Origin of the sequence: Micromonospora globosa, assembly GCF_000717585.1 — a bacterium.
GTDB classification, from domain to species: domain Bacteria; phylum Actinomycetota; class Actinomycetes; order Mycobacteriales; family Micromonosporaceae; genus Micromonospora; species Micromonospora aurantiaca.
The window spans coordinates 49,579-66,032 of sequence record NZ_JNZR01000032.1 but is presented as its reverse complement, the minus strand read 5'-3'; the positions used below and the strand labels follow the sequence as shown (position 1 = coordinate 66,032).

Sequence of the window (16,454 nt, the reverse complement as noted above, 5' to 3'; positions counted from 1 at the left end):
GGGCGGAGGGGGCGGAGGCGGGCCGGGAGCCGGGAGCGGCCGGGGAACGAGCTGTCGTGGCGGGACGATCATCGGGGGGACGTACCGCCTAGGGTGGTCAGCGTGGCGACCCTTCTGCTCTTGCGACACGGCCGGACCACCGCGAACGCCGACGGCGGCCTGGCCGGGCGGCAACCGGTCGAGCTGGACGACACCGGCCGGGCGCAGGCCACGGCGGTCGGCGGGCGCCTCGCCGGGCTGCCGCTGGCGGCGGTGGTGACCAGCCCGCTCATCCGCTGCCGGCAGACCCTCGAGCTGGCGCTTCCCGGCGCCGAGCCGGTCGTCGACGAAGGGCTGATCGAGTGCGGGTACGGCGACTGGGAGGGGCAGTCGCTGAAGAAGCTGGCGAAGGAGCCGCTCTGGCCGGTGGTCCAGCAGCACCCGAGCGCCGCCGCGTTCCCGCAGGGCGAGTCGATGGCGGCCATGTCCGCGCGCGCGGTCGCCGCGGTACGGGCGTGGGACGCGCGGGTCACCGCCGAGCACGGGCCGGAGGCCATCTGGCTGGCGTGCAGCCACGGTGACGTGATCAAGGCGATCGTGGCGGACGCGCTCGGCGTACACCTTGATCTTTTTCAGCGGATCGTGGCCGACCCGGCGTCGGTGACGGCGATCCGCTACACCCCGTTGCGACCGTTCCTGGTCCGGCTCAACGACACCGGCGGTGACCTGTCGGCGCTGGTCCCGCCGCCGCGCAAGCGGCGCCGGCGACCGGCGCGGGCGGCCGAGTCCGACGCGGCGGTCGGTGGAGGCGCGGGCGCGGCCGGGTGAAGCGGGCGTACGCGGCGCGTTCGCTCTGGGCGGATTCGGCGTCGGTGGGCTGCGCGGTGCTTCCACACGCCGGATAGGGTCGTGGGTATGACGCACCAGGTGCACGCCTTCGAGCCGCCGGAGCGGTTCGTCGCCGGTACGGTCGGCCCGCCGGGGGAGCGCACGTTCTTCCTCCAGGCGCGCGGCGGCGGCCGGCTGGTCAGCGTGTCGCTGGAGAAGGTCCAGGTGTCGTTGCTCGCCGAGAAGCTGGAGGAGCTGCTCGCCGAGGCGCAGCGCCGCTTCGGCGTGAAGCTTCCGGAGCCGGTCACCACCGTGACCGGCGACAACGAGCCGCTCGACACGCCTGTGGACGAGGAGTTCCGGGTCGGCACGCTGGGCCTGGCCTTCGACGTGGACACCGCCACCGTGGTGATCGAGGCGATCGCCGTCGGTGAGGCCGAGGTCGAGGTCGAGCTGGGCGACGCGGACGACGACGCCGACGAGGACCCGGACGAGCCGGACGACGACCTCGACCGCCTGCGGGTGCGGCTGACCCCGGAGGCGACCCGCGAGTTCATCGAACGGGCCAAGCGCGTCGTGAACGCCGGCCGGCCCCCCTGCCCGCTGTGCGGCCAGCCGCTCGACCCGGCCGGTCACCTCTGCCCCCGGCACAACGGCTATCACCGGTGACCTCGTCGGAACTGCAGCCCCGACAGGACGGCGCCGAGGCACTGCGGCTGCTCGCCGACGGTGAGCTGACCCTGGAGGGGCGGCTCGTCGACGCCTCCAACGCGACGCTGCGCGGCGTCATCGCGCTCGGCGACGTGACAGCGCACTGTGTCTACAAGCCGGTACGCGGCGAGCGCCCGCTCTGGGACTTCCCGGACGGCACGCTCGCCGGCCGGGAGGTGTCCGCCTACCTGGTGTCCCGGGCCACCGGCTGGGACCTGGTTCCGCCCACGGTGCTGCGCGACGGCCCGTTCGGCCCCGGCTCGTGCCAGCTCTGGATCGACGAGCCGGACGACGCCGAGCCGCTCGTTGGATTCGTGCCGGCGCGGGAGATCCCGCCGCGCTGGTTCCCGGTCGCCGCGGCGCGCGACGACGACGGGGCGGCGTACGCGCTGGCGCACGCCGACGACCCCCGCCTGGCCCGGCTCGTCGTGCTCGACGCGATCATCAACAACGCCGACCGCAAGGGCGGGCACGTGCTCGTCGGCCCGGACGACCGGATCTACGGCGTCGACCACGGCGTGAGCTTCCACGTCGAGGAGAAGCTGCGTACGGTCCTGTGGGGCTGGGCCGGCCGCGAACTGCCGCCGGACGCGGTGGAGATGCTCGACGGCCTGGCCGGGCAGCTCCGCGGGCCGCTCGGTGAGGAACTGGCCGAGCACCTGACCATCGGTGAGCTGGCCGCGCTGGCGGAACGGGTCGAGCGGCTGCGCGAGAGCGGCCGGTTCCCCCTGCCGCCGCAGGAGTGGCCGGCGATGCCCTGGCCACCCATGTGAGCTGCTGTCGCGTTGATCACCCGTAGGGCGGCACCCGAGCGTCTGACGGATCGTTAGGCTGGCGGTCATGGAGTCTTGGGCGGGACATGACGTGCCACGGCTGCCCGGCGAGGGCGTGTCGCTGAGGTTGTACGACTCGGCGCGGCAGGGCGCCCATCCCAGCCGGCCCGAGGGCGCGGCCTCGATGTACGTCTGCGGCATCACCCCGTACGACGCGACGCACCTCGGGCACGCCGCCACCATGATCACGTTCGACCTGGTGCAGCGGATGTGGCGCGACGCCGGCCTCGACGTGCGGTACGTGCAGAACGTCACCGACATCGACGACCCGCTGCTGGAGCGCGCCGAACGCGACGGCGAGGACTGGAAGGTCCTGGCCATGCGGGAGACCGCGCTGTTCCGCGAGGACATGGAGGCGCTGCGGATGATCCCGCCGGCGCACTACGTCGGCGCGGTCGAGTCGATCCCGGACATCGCCGAGAAGGTGCTGATGCTGCTCAAGGACGGCGCGGCGTACCGGCTCGACGACGGCACCGGCGACGTCTACTTCGACATCTCCGCCGCGCCCCGCTTCGGATACGAGTCCAACCTGACCCGCGAGCAGATGATCGAGCTGTTCGCCGAGCGCGGCGGCGACCCGGAACGCGCCGGCAAGCGCGACCCGCTCGACCCGCTGCTGTGGCGCGGCGCCCGCGAGGGCGAGCCGTCCTGGCCCGGCGGCGACCTGGGCCCGGGCCGTCCCGGCTGGCACATCGAGTGCACAGTCATCGCGTTGAACCTGCTCGGCGACCGGATCGACGTGCAGGGCGGCGGCAACGACCTGATCTTCCCGCACCACGAGTGCTCCGCCGCGCACGCCGAGCGGCTGACCGGCGAGGCACCGTTCGCCGACCACTACGTGCACGCCGGCATGATCGGCCTGGACGGCGAGAAGATGTCGAAGTCCCAGGGCAACCTGGTCTTCGTGTCCCGGCTGCGGGCCGACAAGGTCGACCCGATGGCGGTCCGGCTGGCGCTGATGAGCGGGCACTACCGCAGCGACCGCTCCTGGACCGACGACCTGCTCACCGAGGCGCAGGAGCGGCTGGGCCGCTGGCGGCGGGCCGCCGCCGCGCCGGCCGGGCCGTCGGGGGCGGCGTTGCTGGCCGCGGTACGCGAGCGCCTGGCCGACGACCTGGACACGCCGGGTGCGTTGGCGGCGGCCGACCGTTGGGCCGAAGGAACCCTGAACGGCGTCACGGACGACGAGACCGCTCCGGCCCTCTTCCGAGACACGGTGGACGCCCTCCTAGGCATCGCCCTCTAGCCCCGCCCTGTCCTTCCGCCGCGTCTCATCGCCCTCGCGCCGCGCCTTCTCGCGCTGCTCGCGCGTCGATCTTGCACTTGCGGCCCACGTTCCGGCGCTTTGCCCGGTTCGCGGGGGCCGCAACCGCAAGATCGCGCCGTCCGGGGGCGGGTGTGGCGTGGGTGGAACGTGGTGGGTGCGTCGAGGACGGTTTGACACACGTGATGTTCCACTCGGGCGTGGCCGGCCCCGGCTGCTCCGTGCGCTGGCGACCCGACCGCTGACTCGGCGATCTTGCAGTTGTGGCCCCGTGGGTGTCGTGAATGTCCCTTTCGCCGGGGCGGAAAGTGCAAGATCGCCGGGGTGCCGGGGTGCCGGGGTGCCGGGGTGCCGGGGCCGGGGCCGGGCGTCGAGGGCGGGTCAGCCCAGGACCAGGCCGGGGTCGGGGTCCTGGTCGGGAGCGGGGGCGGGGATCTTGTACTCCTCGGTCAGCGTGGTCATCGGGCCGGGCCAGGTGGCCTGGGCGACCTCGATCGGCTTGTGCCGCTCGTCGTACGCGACGTGCAGCAGGTGCAGCACCGGCGTGTCCGGGCGGATCTGGAGGATCTCCGCCTCCTCCCGGCTGGGCTGGCGGGCGCTGATCGTGTCGGTGGCGGTGACGTACCGCCGGCCGGTGACCTCCTCCGCCTCCTGGTACAGCGGCCGGCCGAATGCCTCGGCCCGCTCCAGTGACGTGCCGGCGGTGTCGGCGGGCAGGAACCAGGACGCGCCGACCTCGACCGGGGAGTCGTCGGTGCGTACCAGGTGCCGCCGGCAGAGCAGCTCGGTGCCGTCGGCGACGCCGAACGCGTCGGCCACCTCGGACGGGGCGGGGGAACGGCCGACGGAGACGAGCTGCTGGCGGTACCGGGCGGCCAGGTCGGTGTGGTAGCCGCGGAAGCCGCCGTACCGGCCCCGGGACAGGCGGTTGAGGCGGCGCCGGGTGCCCCGGACGTACGTACCGGAGCCGGGTTTGGTGATCAGGATGCCCTCGACCCGCAGCTGGTCGACGGCGCGCTGCACGGTCTGCTTCGCGACGCCGAACATCTCGGCGATGGCCGGGATGGACGGCAGCCGCTCGCCCGGACCCCAGTCGCCGCGGCGCACCTGGGCCTTGAGCTGCGCGGCGATCTGCCGGTGCGGGAACTCGGCCGCGCCGGGGTTGATCTGCATGCCCGCCTCCTCACAACAGCTAGGTTCCTAGGATGCCCTAGCGGGTGTGACGGCGCCACCCCGGACACGAAGAAGCCGGGCCCCGGCAGGGGAGCCCGGCTTCGACGGAAGGGTGCTACCAGGAACCCGCTGTCGGCCCGGCGGAACCACCGCGGCGACGCAGGTACTTCTCGAACTCCTGGGCGATCTCGTCCCCGGTCAACGGGGTGATGCCGGCGTCGCCGACCCGTTCCTCCAGCTCACGGACGTACTCGCCGAGTTCGGCGTCCTGCTCGGCAGCGCTGCGCACCCGCTGCTCCCACTCGGCTGCCTCCTCGGCCAGGTCGGCCATCGGCACCGGCAGGTCGAGCACCTCCTCGACCCGGTGCAGCAGGGCGAGGGTGGCCTTCGGGCAGGGCGGGTTGTTGGCGTAGTGCGGCACGTGCACCCAGAACGACACCGCGTCGACCTCGGCCCGGGTGCAGGCGTCGTGCAGCACGCCGACGATGCCCGTCGGCCCGTCGTACCGGGTGGGGGTGAGCTGGTAGCGCTTGGCCGCGTCGGCGTCCGACGCGCTGCCGCTGATCGGCAGCGGCCGGGTGTACGGCACGTCGGCCAGCAACGCGCCGAGCAGCACCACCCGCTCGACCTCCAGGCTGTGGCAGATCTCCAGCACCTGCTCGCAGAACGTACGCCAGCGCATGCTCGGCTCGATGCCGCGGATCAGCACCACGTCGCGCTCGGTGCCCTCCGGGCTGGCCACCATGAAGCGCGTGGTGGGCCACTCGACGCGCCGGGTCTCCCCGTCGGCCATGGTGATCGTCGGGCGGCTCACCTGGAAGTCGTAGAAGTCCTCCGGGTCCAGCTCGGTCACCTCCCGGGCCTGCCAGACCTGTTCCAGGTGTTCCACGGCGGCGGTGGAGGCGTCGGCGGCGTCGTTCCAGCCCTCGAAGGCCGCGATGGCGACCGGCGAGCGCAGTACCGGCAGCCCGTCGAACTCGGTCACGCCGTCACCTCACCCTGCTCGTCGGGCGCGGCGCCGCCCCGTCGCACGGTCGCACCCCAGTTGTCCTTCACGTCCGTCAGCCTACGTGCCGCCGCCGGGCCCGGCCCGTCGGCCGCGCCGGTCGCCGGGCCGGACCACTCGGGCGAACCGGCGGAAAGGTGTACGCCGGCCCGGTGGGCAGAATGTGGGAAGGCCCGGTTCGGGTGACTCTGCCGCACTCGGGCGCACTAACCTGGGGCATGTGCCTATTTCGTTGCGTGACCTGCTGGCCGATCGGATCCTGATCGCGGACGGCGCGATGGGGACGATGCTCCAGGCCGCCGACCTCACCCTCGACGACTTCGACGGCCTGGAAGGCTGCAACGAGATCCTCAACGTGACCCGCCCGGACGTGGTCCGCGGCGTGCACGACGCCTACCTGGCCGCAGGCGCCGACTGCGTGGAGACCAACACGTTCGGCGCGAACCTGCCCAACCTCGCCGAGTACGGCATCCCCGGCCGCATCCGGGAGCTGTCCGAGGCGGGCGCGCGGATCGCGCGGGAGGCCGCCGACGCGTACGCGACGGAGGAGCATCCCCGGTTCGTGCTCGGCTCGATGGGTCCGGGCACCAAGCTGCCCACCCTCGGGCACGCGAGCTACGCCTCGCTGCGCGACGCGTACCAGGAGAACGCCGCCGGCCTGATCGCCGGCGGAGCGGACGCGCTGATCATCGAGACCTGCCAGGACCTGCTCCAGGTCAAGGCGGCGGTGGTCGGGTCGAAGCGGGCCCGCGCCGAGGCCGGCCGGGACGTCCCGATCATCTGCCAGGTCGCGGTGGAGACGACAGGCACCATGCTGCTCGGCAGCGAGATCGGCGCCGCGCTGACAGCGATCGAGCCGCTGGGCGTCGACCTGATCGGGCTGAACTGCTCCACCGGCCCGGCCGAGATGGGCGAGCACCTGCGCTACCTGGCGCAGCACTCGCGTATCCCGATCTCGGTGATGCCGAACGCGGGCCTGCCGGTGCTGACCGCCGACGGGGCGTACTTCCCGCTCAGCCCGGACGAGCTGGCCGACGCGCTGGAGCAGTTCGTCACCGACTACGGCGTTGCCCTGATCGGCGGCTGCTGCGGCACCACCCCGGAGCACATCCGGGTGCTGGTGGAGCGACTCGGCGGGCGGGCGCCGGTGGCGCGAGAGCCGAAGCCGGAGGCCGGGGTCTCCTCGATCTACCACCACGTGCCGTTCGCCCAGGACGCCAGCATCCTGATGGTGGGGGAGCGGACCAACGCCAACGGCTCGAAGGCGTTCCGCGAGTCCATGCTCGCCGGGGACTGGCAGGCCTGCGTGGAGGTCGCGCGCAGCCAGGCCCGCGACGGCTCGCACCTGCTGGACCTCTGCGTCGACTACGTGGGCCGTGACGGTACGCAGGACATGCGGGAGCTGGCCGGCCGGTTCGCCACCGCCTCGACGCTGCCGATCGTGCTGGACTCCACCGAACCGGCGGTGATCGAGGCCGGGCTGGAGATGCTGGGCGGCCGGTGCGTGGTCAACTCGGTCAACTTCGAGGACGGCGACGGTCCCGACTCCCGCTACGCGCGGATCATGCCGGTGGTCAGGGAGCACGGCGCCGCCGTCGTGGCGCTGCTCATCGACGAGGAGGGCCAGGCCCGCACCCGCGAGTGGAAGGTACGGGTGGCCTGCCGGCTGATCGACGACCTGACCGGCCGGTGGGGGATGCGCCGGGAGGACATCCTCATCGACGCGCTGACGTTCCCGATCGCCACCGGGCAGGAGGAGACCCGCCGCGACGGCATCGAGACGATCGAGGCGATCCGGGAGATCGCCGCGCGTTACCCGGGCGTCAACTTCACCGCCGGGATCTCGAACGTCTCGTTCGGCCTCAACCCGGCGGCCCGGCAGGTGCTCAACTCGGTCTTCCTGCACGAGTGCGCCCAGGCCGGGCTGAGCTCGGCGATCGTGCACGCCAGCAAGATCCTGCCGATGTCGCGGATCCCGGACGAGCAGCGCGAGGTGGCGCTCGACCTGGTGTACGACCGCCGCCGCGAGGGCTACGACCCGGTGCAGCGGTTCATCGAGGCGTTCGAGGGCGTGGACGCGGCGTCGGCGCGCGCGACCCGGGCCGAGGAACTGGCCGCGCTGCCGCTGGACGAGCGGCTCAAGCGGCGGATCATCGACGGCGAGCGCAACGGCCTGGAGGCCGACCTGGACACCGCGATGGCGCAGGGGCGTACGCCGCTGTCCATCATCAACGACCTGCTGCTGGACGGCATGAAGGTGGTCGGCGAGCTGTTCGGCTCCGGTCAGATGCAGTTGCCGTTCGTGCTCCAGTCCGCCGAGGTGATGAAGACCGCGGTGGCCTACCTGGAGCCGCACATGGAGAAGACCGACGACGACGGCAAGGGCCGGATCGTGCTCGCCACAGTGAAGGGCGATGTGCACGACATCGGCAAGAACCTGGTCGACATCATCCTGTCCAACAACGGCTACGACGTGGTGAACATCGGCATCAAGCAGCCGATCAACGCGATCCTCGACGCGGCCGAGGAACACCGGGCCGACGCGATCGGCATGTCCGGCCTGCTGGTCAAGAGCACAGTCATCATGAAGGAGAACCTGGCCGAGATGGCCTCCCGGGGCGTGGCCGAGCGCTGGCCGGTGCTGCTCGGCGGCGCGGCGCTGACCCGCGCGTACGTGGAGGACGACCTGCGGTCGATCTACCCGGGCCAGGTGCACTACGCCCGCGACGCGTTCGAAGGGCTGTCCCTGATGGACCGCGTGATGGCGGCCAAGCGCGGCGGCGCGCCGATGGTCGACCCGGAGCGCGAGGCGGCACTGGCGGCCCGCCGGGAGCGCCGCGAGCGGCAGCGGGCGCAGGTGCGCGAGGCGCTGCCCGAACTGGACGACGCGTCGGTCCGCTCCGACGTGGCGGTGGACGTGACGGTGCCGAAGCCGCCGTTCTTCGGCACCCGCGTCGTCAAGGGTGTGCCGCTGGCCGACTACGCGGCACTGCTCGACGAGCGGGCCACGTTCCTGGGCCAGTGGGGCCTGCGCGGCGCCCGTGGCGGGAAGGGACCGTCGTACGAGGAACTGGTGGAGACCGAGGGCCGGCCCCGGCTGCGGTACTGGCTGGACCGCCTGATCTCCGACCAGGTGCTGGAGGCGGCCGTCGTGTACGGCTACTTCCCCGCGTACTCCGAGGGCAACGACCTGGTGGTGCTGGACGAGAACGGGCACAGCGAGCGGGCCCGGTTCTCCTTCCCCCGGCAGCGGCAGGAGCGGCGCCTGTGCCTGGCCGACTTCTTCCGGCCCAAGGGCGACCAGCTCGACGTGGTGGCGTTGCAGCTGGTCACCGTGGGGCAGCCGATCAGCGAGTACACGGCGAAGATGTTCGCCGGCAACGAGTACCGCGACTACCTGGAGGTGCACGGCCTGTCCGTGCAGCTCACCGAGGCCCTGGCCGAGTACTGGCACCGGCGGATCCGGGCCGAGCTGGTGCTGCCCGGCGGCGGCACTGTGGCCGACGAGGACCCGGCCGATCTGGCCGGCCTGCTGCGCACCGACTACCGGGGCTGCCGGTACGCGTTCGGCTACCCGGCCTGCCCGGATCTGGAGGACCGGGCGAAGATCGTGGAGTTGCTGGGCGCCGAGCGGATCGGGGTGCAGTTGTCGGAGGAGTTCCAGTTGGTGCCGGAGCAGGCCACTGACGCGATCGTGGTGCACCACCCGGAGGCGAATTACTTCAACGCCAAGTAGCCAAGGTGGGCGCGCTTACTGCCCTGCGGTCTAATCGATCAGGGCGGGCGAGTGAAGACTGCTCGATGACCTGAGTCATGTGTGCCGATGGCGCGTACCTGGAAACGGTCTTCTCCGGTGCGTACACGGCCGACCTCGAATGGGCCTTCGACGCCTGGCGTTCGGTGACCCGATCTGACGAGGCGTGATCGGACGGCTCGTCCGTCGCGGCACCCGCCTGTTGTTCGTACGGCCCCGACGAGCGCGGGGCGCCCGCCGGTATGGCGGACGCCCCGAAGGGTCGACGCGTCGGTCAGCCGATCAGCGTGACCGAGTAGTCGTACGTCGTCCCGGTCACCGAGTACGTCGCGGTCTGCCCGTTCTCGCAGTACGACACGAAGCTGCTCGGGGTCCGTTGCGCTCCGGCCACCGCGTCCACCACCGGCCGCACATCGGACCCGACCGGCAGCGCGGTGGTGGTGAGATCGATCGTCCGCGACTGGTTGATCGGGTAGGTGTCGGTGTTCGCCGTCTCCAGGCCGTTGCTCGCCGCGACACTGAAGGACATCACGAAGGCGGCGTTGTTCACCACGGCGATGCGCTGAACGCAGGGTTCGGCCTGCGCGCTGGCCGTGGAGGCCGTGGCCAGTGCCGATGCACCGGCGGCGAGCGTCCCGGCGAGTGCGGCTCCGACGAGCCTGGCGCGGAAGGTCATGGTGTCACCTCTCGGTCGTACGTGGCGCCGGGCGCCGACTGGCGGCGCCCGGCGTGTGGTCCGTATCGAAGTGCCCGAGTGATACCGATCGAACCCTGTGGATCGCATCATTCTGTGTCGGGCCTGCGGCTCCCGGTCGGTCCGGCGGCTCGACCGGTGCCAGACTGAGGGATCGATTTCGATGGCGTGCGAGCGTCCCAGCGCGAGGAGTCCGAAGTGGTGAACTCCGCCCTCTCCGCTGTCGTCCACGCGGTCGGAGCCGGCCCGCCACCGTTGGCGGACCCGGCTCTCGACCCCGGCGCGACGTACTACACCTTCGTCGTCCTGTCCGGTATGTACCTCGCCCCCGTCGTCATGTCCGGGCTCGGGTTTCTCTGCGCCGCGGGCATCGGGCTCAGCCGCCGGATCGGTACGGCCGCCGCGATCGTGATCGTCCTGTTCTACGCGTTGTCGCTGCTCGGCAGCGCCTTCACCTGGCCCGGCCTGGAACACCAGGGCAAACCGACTGAGACGCTGTGGCTGATCGTGATCGGTTGCGGCGGCTTCCTGATGTTGCCCTGGCTCGTCGCGTTCGGCGGCACCAAGGTGGCCCTCCACCGCCGCGGAGCCACGACCCGGTAGCCGTCAGGCACCTCGCGAAGGGTCTGCGCGCAGGCTCCGCGTCAGGGCGGGGATCATCACCGCCGCCGCGACCAGGTGCAGCCCGACCAGCGCGACAGTGGTGGCTGCGTCGCCCCCGGCGATCAACGGCGGCACCATCGACAGTGCGGTCAGTGACACCGCCGTCCACACGAACCGCCGCGCGGGACGCGCGCTGAACCGCAGCAGGACGGCGGCGATGACGACGCCCACGAGCGAGAAGAACCCGGTCACCACGGCGAACCCGCCCAACGGGATCGTCTCGCCGCCGTCGGGGATCTCGAAGTCCACACCGGCAGCGCGGGCGAGCGCCGCCGCGAGCGTGGTGACCGCCATCGCGGCGATCGTGGCGACCAGGCCGGTGACGGCGAGCCGCCGGAAGCCGTGCGGGCGGCCCACTGTGACGCCGGTGTCGGTGCTGCTGATCATGTCGTTCCTCCAGGAGCCGGGGGTGAGGATCCGTACCGTCGCGGTGCGACGGCCGGGGTTGCGCAGCGCGCGTACGCCGGTTCCGCGCAGCCAGAAGCCGGCGTCACGGCCGAGGACCGGCCCGGGGGTGCCGTCGCGCAGCTCCAGCTGCACCCGGCCGCGCGTGACCACGCCGTACGCGTGACGCCACTGGGCCGCGACCACCGGAACTCGCGCGCCGCCGGGCAGCGCGAGCGTCCGCGCGGGCACTACGGCGTGCGGTCGGCCGGCAGGCGCTCCGGCAGCCCGAGCCGCGGGAACTGGTCGGCGTGGAACGTGACGATCTCGGTGATGGCCCCGCCGGTGATGCGCAAGGCGTCGACTGTGAGCGGCAGGTACGCGCCGTCGCTGTCCTGCCAGAGGTAGAACGCGACGGCGGGCTGCCGGTTCACGGCGGTGGGCACTGCTCGCAGGCTGCCCAGGCTCTCGAAACCGTCTGCGATCCAGTCGTTCACCACGGCGTCGCGGCCGATCTGGAGGCCCGGGGTGGGCGGCATCGAGCAGCGCACGTCGTCGCGCAGCATGGCGGCGAGACCGTCGACGTCCTTGGCGATGCTGGCGTCGGTGAAGCGGCGTACCAGCTCGCGCGTCCGGGTGTCCGTCTCGTCGCCGGTCCAGTCCTGCCGTTGCGCGGGCAGGTGTTCCCGCATGCCCGCGCGAGCCCGCTGCAAGGCGCTGTTCACCGAGTTGACCGAGTCCCCAAGGAGTTCCGCGACGTCCTTCGCGGGCCAGCCGAGCACGTCCCGCAGGATCAGCACTGCGCGTGGGCGCGGCGCCAGGTGCTGCACCGCGACCAGGTACGCCAGCTCGATCGTCTCCCGCGCCACCGCTACGGTTTCCGGCTCGTCCGCGTCGGCGGCGGGCAGCTCGTCGAGCAGCCGGTCCGGGTACGGCTGGAGCCACCGCACCTCGCCGCCGGTCGCGGGCTCGGGCCGGCACCTGGCGAGCCGGTCCAGGCAGGCGTTGGTGGCGATCCGGTACAGCCAGGCCCGGAACGTCGACCGTCCCGCGAACGTGTCCCGCCGCCGCCACGCCCGCAGGAACGTCTCCTGGACGGTGTCCTCGGCGTCCTCGAACGACCCGAGCATCCGGTAGCAGTGCACGTGCAGCTCCCGTCGGTGCTGCTGCGCCAGCCCGGTGAACGCCGGTTCGTCGACCTCAGCCAGATCGCTCACGCCCAGCTCCTGCAGCTGCGTGTCCCTACCCATGACGTCATCCCTCCGCGTCGTCGTGTCCCTTCGCAGGTGTGACGGGCACGGGCGCGGAAACTCATCACCGCGACGTCAGCTCGCGCGCGGGGCGTACATGATGACGGCGACGCCGACCAGGCAGATGGCCGCTCCGACGAGGTCGTAGCGGTCGGGCCGGAACTTGTCGACCACCATGCCCCAGGCGAGCGACCCGGCGACGAAGACGCCGCCGTAGGCGGCGAGGATGCGGCCGAAGTTCGCGTCCGGCTGGAACGTGGCCACGAACCCGTAGGCGCCGAGCGCGATCACCCCGGCGGCGATCCAGAGCAGTCCGCGGTTCTCCCGCCAGCCCTGCCACACCAGCCAGGCGCCGCCGATCTCGGCGAGGGCGGCGAGCAGGAACAGCAGGATGGAACGCACGACCGTCATGCGTCAGACCGTAGCCGGGCCTCGGTCCGGACCGGTGAAGGGCAGGGGACAGTGCGGGCTTTCGGCGCAGGTGACCAGGTCGTCGCAGCCGGCCGAGACGGCGGCCCGGAGCGTGTCGCGGACGGCGGTGAGGTCCGCGAGCCGTCGCTCCACCTCGGCGAGCTTGTCGCGGGCCCGGGTCCGCAGGCCGGCGTCGTGCCGTCCGGCCGTCAGCAGGTCGGCGACCTCGGCGAGCGTGAAGCCGAGACGTTGCGCGGCCTTCACCACCCGCAGCAGGGTGACCGTCTCGGCCGGGTAGAGGCGATGCCCGCCCGGCGACCGCCGGGGCGCGGGCAGCAGCCCGCGCCGTTCGTAGTAGCGCAGCGTCTGCACGTTGACCCCGGCCGCGTCGGCGAGCCGGCCGCTGCGCAGTTCCGGCTCGCCCATCACCGGCCCCGCGCGGTCGTGGCCCGCAGGGCCAGGGCATCGAGTACGGCGACACGGGTCGCCGGAACGCGGATGTCGAGCGTCAGCGTGTCGCCGTCCGGGCCGGCGAGATCGAAGGTGAAGAAGGAGCAGCAGGCGGACTCGCGGGCGATCAGGTCCCGGGCGAGCGCTTCGGCGCGGCCGTCGAGGTGCAGCCGCAGATGCCCGGCGGCCGGCCGGTCGGCGCCGCGCAGCGCGTCGTGGAACAGCCCGTCGAACTCGGCCAGCCGCAGCGGCCGCTCGGTGGTCGGCAGCGTGCAGGTGTCGGGCACCCAGGATTCGTCGGTCACCTCTCGACGGTAAGCCCGTACCGGGGTACCGGATGCAACCGCCGGTTCATTCTTTCCTGAATACAGCAGACGCTGTACAGTCACAGCATGCGGACGCTGCACCACTCCCAGGCGCTGTCCCGTTTCGGTCACGCGCTGTCCGACCCACTGCGCGCCCGGCTGCTGCTGGCCCTGCGCGAGGGGCCCGGCTACCCGGCCGAGCTGGCCGAGGCGCTCGGCACCAGCCGGCAGAACCTGTCCAACCACCTGGCCTGCCTGCGCGGCTGCGGCCTGGTCGTGGCCGTGCCGGAGGGTCGCCGCACCCGGTACGAGCTGGCCGACGCCCGCCTCGCCCACGCGCTCGGCGACCTGGTCGGCGTCGTGCTCGCGGTCGACCCGGCCGCCTGCCCGGACGCCGCGGACGGATGCTGCTGATGAGCCTGCCGCTGATCCCCGTCACGCCCGCAGGCCCGGGGCCGGACCGCCGTGCGCTGCTCACCCGCCGGGTACGCCTGCTGGTCGCCGCGACGATCACCTACAACGTGATCGAGGCGGTGGTGGCGATCGGCGCCGGCACCGTCGCGTCCTCGACCGCCCTGATCGGTTTCGGTCTGGATTCGGTCATCGAGGTGGCCTCCGCGGCGGCGGTGGCGTGGCAGTTCGTCGGTCCGGATCCGCAGGCCCGGGAGCGGGTCACGCTGCGCGTCATCGCGGTGTCGTTCTTCGCGCTCGCCGCGTACGTCTCAGTCGAGGCGGTACGGGCGCTACTCGGCGGCGCCGAGGCCGCGCACTCACCGGTCGGGCTGGTGCTCGCCGGGCTCTCGGTGATCGTGATGCCGGTGCTGTCGGCAGCGCAGCGGCGCGCCGGGCGTGAACTGGGCTCCCGGTCGGCGGTGGCCGACTCGAAGCAGACGTTGCTGTGCACGTACCTCTCGGTGGTCCTGCTCGTCGGGCTGGCCCTCAACGGCCTGTTCGGATGGTCCTGGGCCGACCCGGTCGCCGCCCTGGTGATCGCCGTGGTCGCGGTCCGCGAGGGCCGCGACGCCTGGCGCGGCGACACCTGCTGCGCCACCTGCGGACCGGGCGGCGGGCGGGCCTGATCACCGGCCGCGACCTGCGGCGACGTCGGGAATACGGCTGTGCTCGACGGCCCGGCGGGCTACCGTCACCGGAGTACGGGCCGGCGTGGGTCAGGCGCGCCGCGTCCACGCCCGCGCCGTCGGAGTTGACGTGGCGGAAACGCCCGCAGACGAGCATGGGTACGACGAAAGGGGCGGACATGACCGACGAGGTGACGTCGCAGGTCCCGCCGGAACCGGCTCCCGTGCTGACCACCACGCCCGCCGGAACCGGGCCGGTCGGACCGCCGAGCAGCCTGGACCTGTGGGCGCGCGCCCAGGTGCTGCACCGCTGCTTCGGCGACGACGACGGCGAGCCGCACATCATGCGCGGCCTGGACTGACCGCGCCGGTCAGCGCACCGTCACGCCGGCCCCCGCCAGCACCTCCCACCACGACGCGAGGTCGGGAACAGGCTCGGCGCGGGCCGTGTACTCATCCAACCGCCGCCGCTGCTCCGCGCTCGGCGCCGGTGAGACGGTGGCGCCCACGCCGACCAGGGCGTACCGGTGGCCGCCGACGGTGAGCAGCATCGTGCCGACGATCGTCCCCCGGGCCTCGACCTGCCCGGCGGGCGCGGCGAACACCTCCGCGCCGCGCCGGTCGCGGGCGCGCAGCCGGCCCTCGTCGAGCGTCAGCAGCACCGGTACGCACCGCATGCCGTTCCAGAGGCTGCGTCGCCAGTAGACGATTCCCGCGTACGACCGGCCCACGACGCCGACCGTACCGTTCCCGCGCACCGGTGAACGATTCCCGGCGGCGGTGCGTGAGAGCCGGTGAGCATCACCGGCGGCCGCCGGGGGTACTGCTGCGGGACACGGGAACGAACAGCCGGGAGGTCACGGTGGGGGACAGGGCGGGACGTCAGGGGCGCGGGCCGATCGCCGGACTGGTGGTGGCCGCGCTGGTGGCGGCCGGCTGCATGGCCGGCGGCTACGACCAGGGCGAGCCGCAGCAGCCGGCACCCCCGCGCAGCGCGCAGCCCGAGTCGCAGACCACCCGCGCGGACGGCACGACGAGCGTGGCCGAGTTCAAGCAGGACATCCAGGACGCGGTACGGCTGGCCGAACGCTACTGGGCGGAGCGGTTCCGCGCCTCCGGTGAGCGGTTCACCCCGATCCGGCGGGTGGTGGCCTACAGCCGCGAGGGCGAGGTGGCCTGCGCCGGGCAGGGGCTGCCGCGCAACAACGCGGTCTACTGCTCGGCCGGCGACTTCATCGCCTACGACGTGAACTGGTCGGTGGCGGCGTTCCGGCAGATCGGCGACGCGTTCCTGTTCTACCTGCTCGGCCACGAGTACGCCCACGGCATGCAGGTGCGGCTGGGCATCCGCTACAACTTCACCATCCAGCAGGAGTTGCAGGCCGACTGCATGGCCGGGGCGTACCTCGGTGACAGCGTGCGGTCCGGGGCGCTGGAGCTGGAGGACGGCGACCTGGAGGAGTTCCGGGAAGGGCTGCTGGCGGTCGGCGACGACCCGGACCAGCCGTGGTTCGCCGAGGGCTCGCACGGCACCGCCGAGCAGCGCAGCGAGTCGTTCTTCCGGGGGTACGAGAAGTCGCTCGGCGCCTGCGGCCTCGGCTGATGCCGCGGGTCACCCCGATCGGGGACGGTGACGGGCGCACCGGACGCGACTGGCAGGATCGGCGGGG

19 protein-coding genes are annotated in these 16,454 nt (G+C 72.6%); 10 read left to right on the top strand and 9 right to left on the bottom strand.

From position 1 onward, the window contains the following. The first annotated feature begins 93 nt into the window (after positions 1-93). The 4 genes from IF06_RS0125600 to mshC all read left to right on the top strand — a co-directional run bounded on the left by IF06_RS0125600 (position 94) and on the right by mshC (position 3,597). Positions 94-807 carry a histidine phosphatase family protein gene (locus tag IF06_RS0125600; RefSeq protein WP_030274036.1) on the top strand — a complete coding sequence of 238 codons (714 nt, stop codon included), beginning with the start codon at positions 94-96 and terminating at the stop codon, positions 805-807. Between the two features lie 87 nt (positions 808-894). Beyond that, positions 895-1,476, top strand: a complete 582-nt coding sequence (locus IF06_RS0125595) for a DUF3090 domain-containing protein (RefSeq protein ID WP_013286077.1) — start codon at positions 895-897, stop codon at positions 1,474-1,476. Continuing rightward, entirely contained in the window at positions 1,473-2,291 is an 819-nt protein-coding gene (locus IF06_RS0125590; protein WP_013286078.1) for an SCO1664 family protein, read from the top strand. Before IF06_RS0125595 ends, IF06_RS0125590 begins: the two co-directional genes overlap by 4 nt. Positions 2,292-2,358: 67 nt before the next feature. Continuing rightward, positions 2,359-3,597: a cysteine--1-D-myo-inosityl 2-amino-2-deoxy-alpha-D-glucopyranoside ligase gene (mshC, locus tag IF06_RS0125585; RefSeq protein WP_013286079.1), complete on the top strand. Its 1,239-nt coding sequence runs from the start codon at positions 2,359-2,361 to the stop codon at positions 3,595-3,597. Between the two features lie 399 nt (positions 3,598-3,996). Here mshC and IF06_RS0125580 read toward each other — a convergent pair whose 3' ends face one another. Both IF06_RS0125580 and IF06_RS0125575 read right to left on the bottom strand, forming a co-directional pair. After that, positions 3,997-4,788, bottom strand: coding sequence for a GntR family transcriptional regulator (locus IF06_RS0125580; protein ID WP_013286080.1), 792 nt, complete (start codon positions 4,786-4,788; stop codon positions 3,997-3,999). 115 nt (positions 4,789-4,903) lie between these two features. After that, positions 4,904-5,773 (bottom strand): PAC2 family protein, encoded by an 870-nt coding sequence (locus tag IF06_RS0125575; RefSeq protein WP_013286081.1) that lies wholly within the window; start codon positions 5,771-5,773, stop codon positions 4,904-4,906. Positions 5,774-6,014: 241 nt separating this feature from the next. On the opposite strand from IF06_RS0125575, the gene metH reads away from it, so the two are divergent. Beyond that, complete coding sequence (gene metH / locus IF06_RS0125570; RefSeq protein ID WP_030274033.1) at positions 6,015-9,530, top strand: methionine synthase; 3,516 nt, start codon at positions 6,015-6,017, stop codon at positions 9,528-9,530. Positions 9,531-9,822: 292 nt separating this feature from the next. On the opposite strand, the gene IF06_RS0125560 is transcribed toward metH, so the two are convergent. After that, positions 9,823-10,224, bottom strand: coding sequence for a hypothetical protein (locus IF06_RS0125560; RefSeq protein ID WP_013286084.1), 402 nt, complete (start codon positions 10,222-10,224; stop codon positions 9,823-9,825). Between the two features lie 216 nt (positions 10,225-10,440). On the opposite strand from IF06_RS0125560, the gene IF06_RS0125555 reads away from it, so the two are divergent. After that, positions 10,441-10,845, top strand: coding sequence for a hypothetical protein (locus IF06_RS0125555; RefSeq protein ID WP_030274031.1), 405 nt, complete (start codon positions 10,441-10,443; stop codon positions 10,843-10,845). 3 nt (positions 10,846-10,848) lie between these two features. Here IF06_RS0125555 and IF06_RS0125550 read toward each other — a convergent pair whose 3' ends face one another. The 5 genes from IF06_RS0125550 to IF06_RS0125530 form a co-directional block, all read right to left on the bottom strand. Next, positions 10,849-11,541, bottom strand: coding sequence for a DUF6069 family protein (locus IF06_RS0125550; RefSeq protein ID WP_030274029.1), 693 nt, complete (start codon positions 11,539-11,541; stop codon positions 10,849-10,851). Further along, positions 11,541-12,539, bottom strand: a complete 999-nt coding sequence (locus IF06_RS0125545) for an RNA polymerase subunit sigma-70 (RefSeq protein ID WP_030274027.1) — start codon at positions 12,537-12,539, stop codon at positions 11,541-11,543. Before IF06_RS0125545 ends, IF06_RS0125550 begins: the two co-directional genes overlap by 1 nt. A 75-nt stretch (positions 12,540-12,614) precedes the next feature. Next, positions 12,615-12,950: a YnfA family protein gene (locus tag IF06_RS0125540; protein WP_013286088.1), complete on the bottom strand. Its 336-nt coding sequence runs from the start codon at positions 12,948-12,950 to the stop codon at positions 12,615-12,617. 3 nt (positions 12,951-12,953) lie between these two features. Next, on the bottom strand, positions 12,954-13,376 hold the full coding sequence (locus tag IF06_RS0125535) for a MerR family transcriptional regulator (RefSeq protein ID WP_030274025.1): 423 nt from the start codon (positions 13,374-13,376) through the stop codon (positions 12,954-12,956). After that, positions 13,376-13,705, bottom strand: coding sequence for a hypothetical protein (locus IF06_RS0125530; protein WP_030274023.1), 330 nt, complete (start codon positions 13,703-13,705; stop codon positions 13,376-13,378). The genes IF06_RS0125535 and IF06_RS0125530 overlap by 1 nt, the downstream gene beginning before the upstream one ends. Positions 13,706-13,792: 87 nt before the next feature. Between IF06_RS0125530 and IF06_RS0125525 the strand changes: the two genes are divergently transcribed. The 3 genes from IF06_RS0125525 to IF06_RS0125515 all read left to right on the top strand — a co-directional run bounded on the left by IF06_RS0125525 (position 13,793) and on the right by IF06_RS0125515 (position 15,146). Beyond that, on the top strand, positions 13,793-14,119 hold the full coding sequence (locus IF06_RS0125525) for an ArsR/SmtB family transcription factor (protein WP_030274021.1): 327 nt from the start codon (positions 13,793-13,795) through the stop codon (positions 14,117-14,119). Next, entirely contained in the window at positions 14,119-14,784 is a 666-nt protein-coding gene (locus IF06_RS0125520) for a cation transporter (protein ID WP_030274019.1), read from the top strand. The genes IF06_RS0125525 and IF06_RS0125520 overlap by 1 nt, the downstream gene beginning before the upstream one ends. A 179-nt stretch (positions 14,785-14,963) precedes the next feature. Then, the gene (locus tag IF06_RS0125515) at positions 14,964-15,146 is read left to right on the top strand and encodes a hypothetical protein (protein ID WP_013286093.1); all 183 of its coding nucleotides are present in this window, start codon (positions 14,964-14,966) and stop codon (positions 15,144-15,146) included. Between the two features lie 9 nt (positions 15,147-15,155). On the opposite strand, the gene IF06_RS0125510 is transcribed toward IF06_RS0125515, so the two are convergent. After that, entirely contained in the window at positions 15,156-15,542 is a 387-nt protein-coding gene (locus IF06_RS0125510) for a hypothetical protein (protein WP_052166216.1), read from the bottom strand. 104 nt (positions 15,543-15,646) lie between these two features. On the opposite strand from IF06_RS0125510, the gene IF06_RS0125505 reads away from it, so the two are divergent. Next, complete coding sequence (locus IF06_RS0125505) at positions 15,647-16,387, top strand: neutral zinc metallopeptidase (RefSeq protein WP_030274016.1); 741 nt, start codon at positions 15,647-15,649, stop codon at positions 16,385-16,387. Positions 16,388-16,454 lie beyond the last annotated feature (67 nt).

Bases quoted from the DNA above. Each gene is read 5' to 3' on its own strand.
- IF06_RS0125535 (WP_030274025.1), bottom strand. From the start codon at position 13,376: ATGGGCGAGCCGGAACTGCGCAGCGGCCGGCTCGCCGACGCGGCCGGG.
- IF06_RS0125525 (WP_030274021.1), top strand. From the start codon at position 13,793: ATGCGGACGCTGCACCACTCCCAGGCGCTGTCCCGTTTCGGTCACGCG.
- IF06_RS0125545 (WP_030274027.1), bottom strand. From the start codon at position 12,539: ATGGGTAGGGACACGCAGCTGCAGGAGCTGGGCGTGAGCGATCTGGCT.
- IF06_RS0125560 (WP_013286084.1), bottom strand. From the start codon at position 10,224: ATGACCTTCCGCGCCAGGCTCGTCGGAGCCGCACTCGCCGGGACGCTC.
- IF06_RS0125540 (WP_013286088.1), bottom strand. From the start codon at position 12,950: ATGACGGTCGTGCGTTCCATCCTGCTGTTCCTGCTCGCCGCCCTCGCC.
- IF06_RS0125520 (WP_030274019.1), top strand. From the start codon at position 14,119: ATGAGCCTGCCGCTGATCCCCGTCACGCCCGCAGGCCCGGGGCCGGAC.
- mshC (WP_013286079.1), top strand. From the start codon at position 2,359: ATGGAGTCTTGGGCGGGACATGACGTGCCACGGCTGCCCGGCGAGGGC.
- IF06_RS0125595 (WP_013286077.1), top strand. From the start codon at position 895: ATGACGCACCAGGTGCACGCCTTCGAGCCGCCGGAGCGGTTCGTCGCC.
- IF06_RS0125580 (WP_013286080.1), bottom strand. From the start codon at position 4,788: ATGCAGATCAACCCCGGCGCGGCCGAGTTCCCGCACCGGCAGATCGCC.
- IF06_RS0125515 (WP_013286093.1), top strand. From the start codon at position 14,964: ATGACCGACGAGGTGACGTCGCAGGTCCCGCCGGAACCGGCTCCCGTG.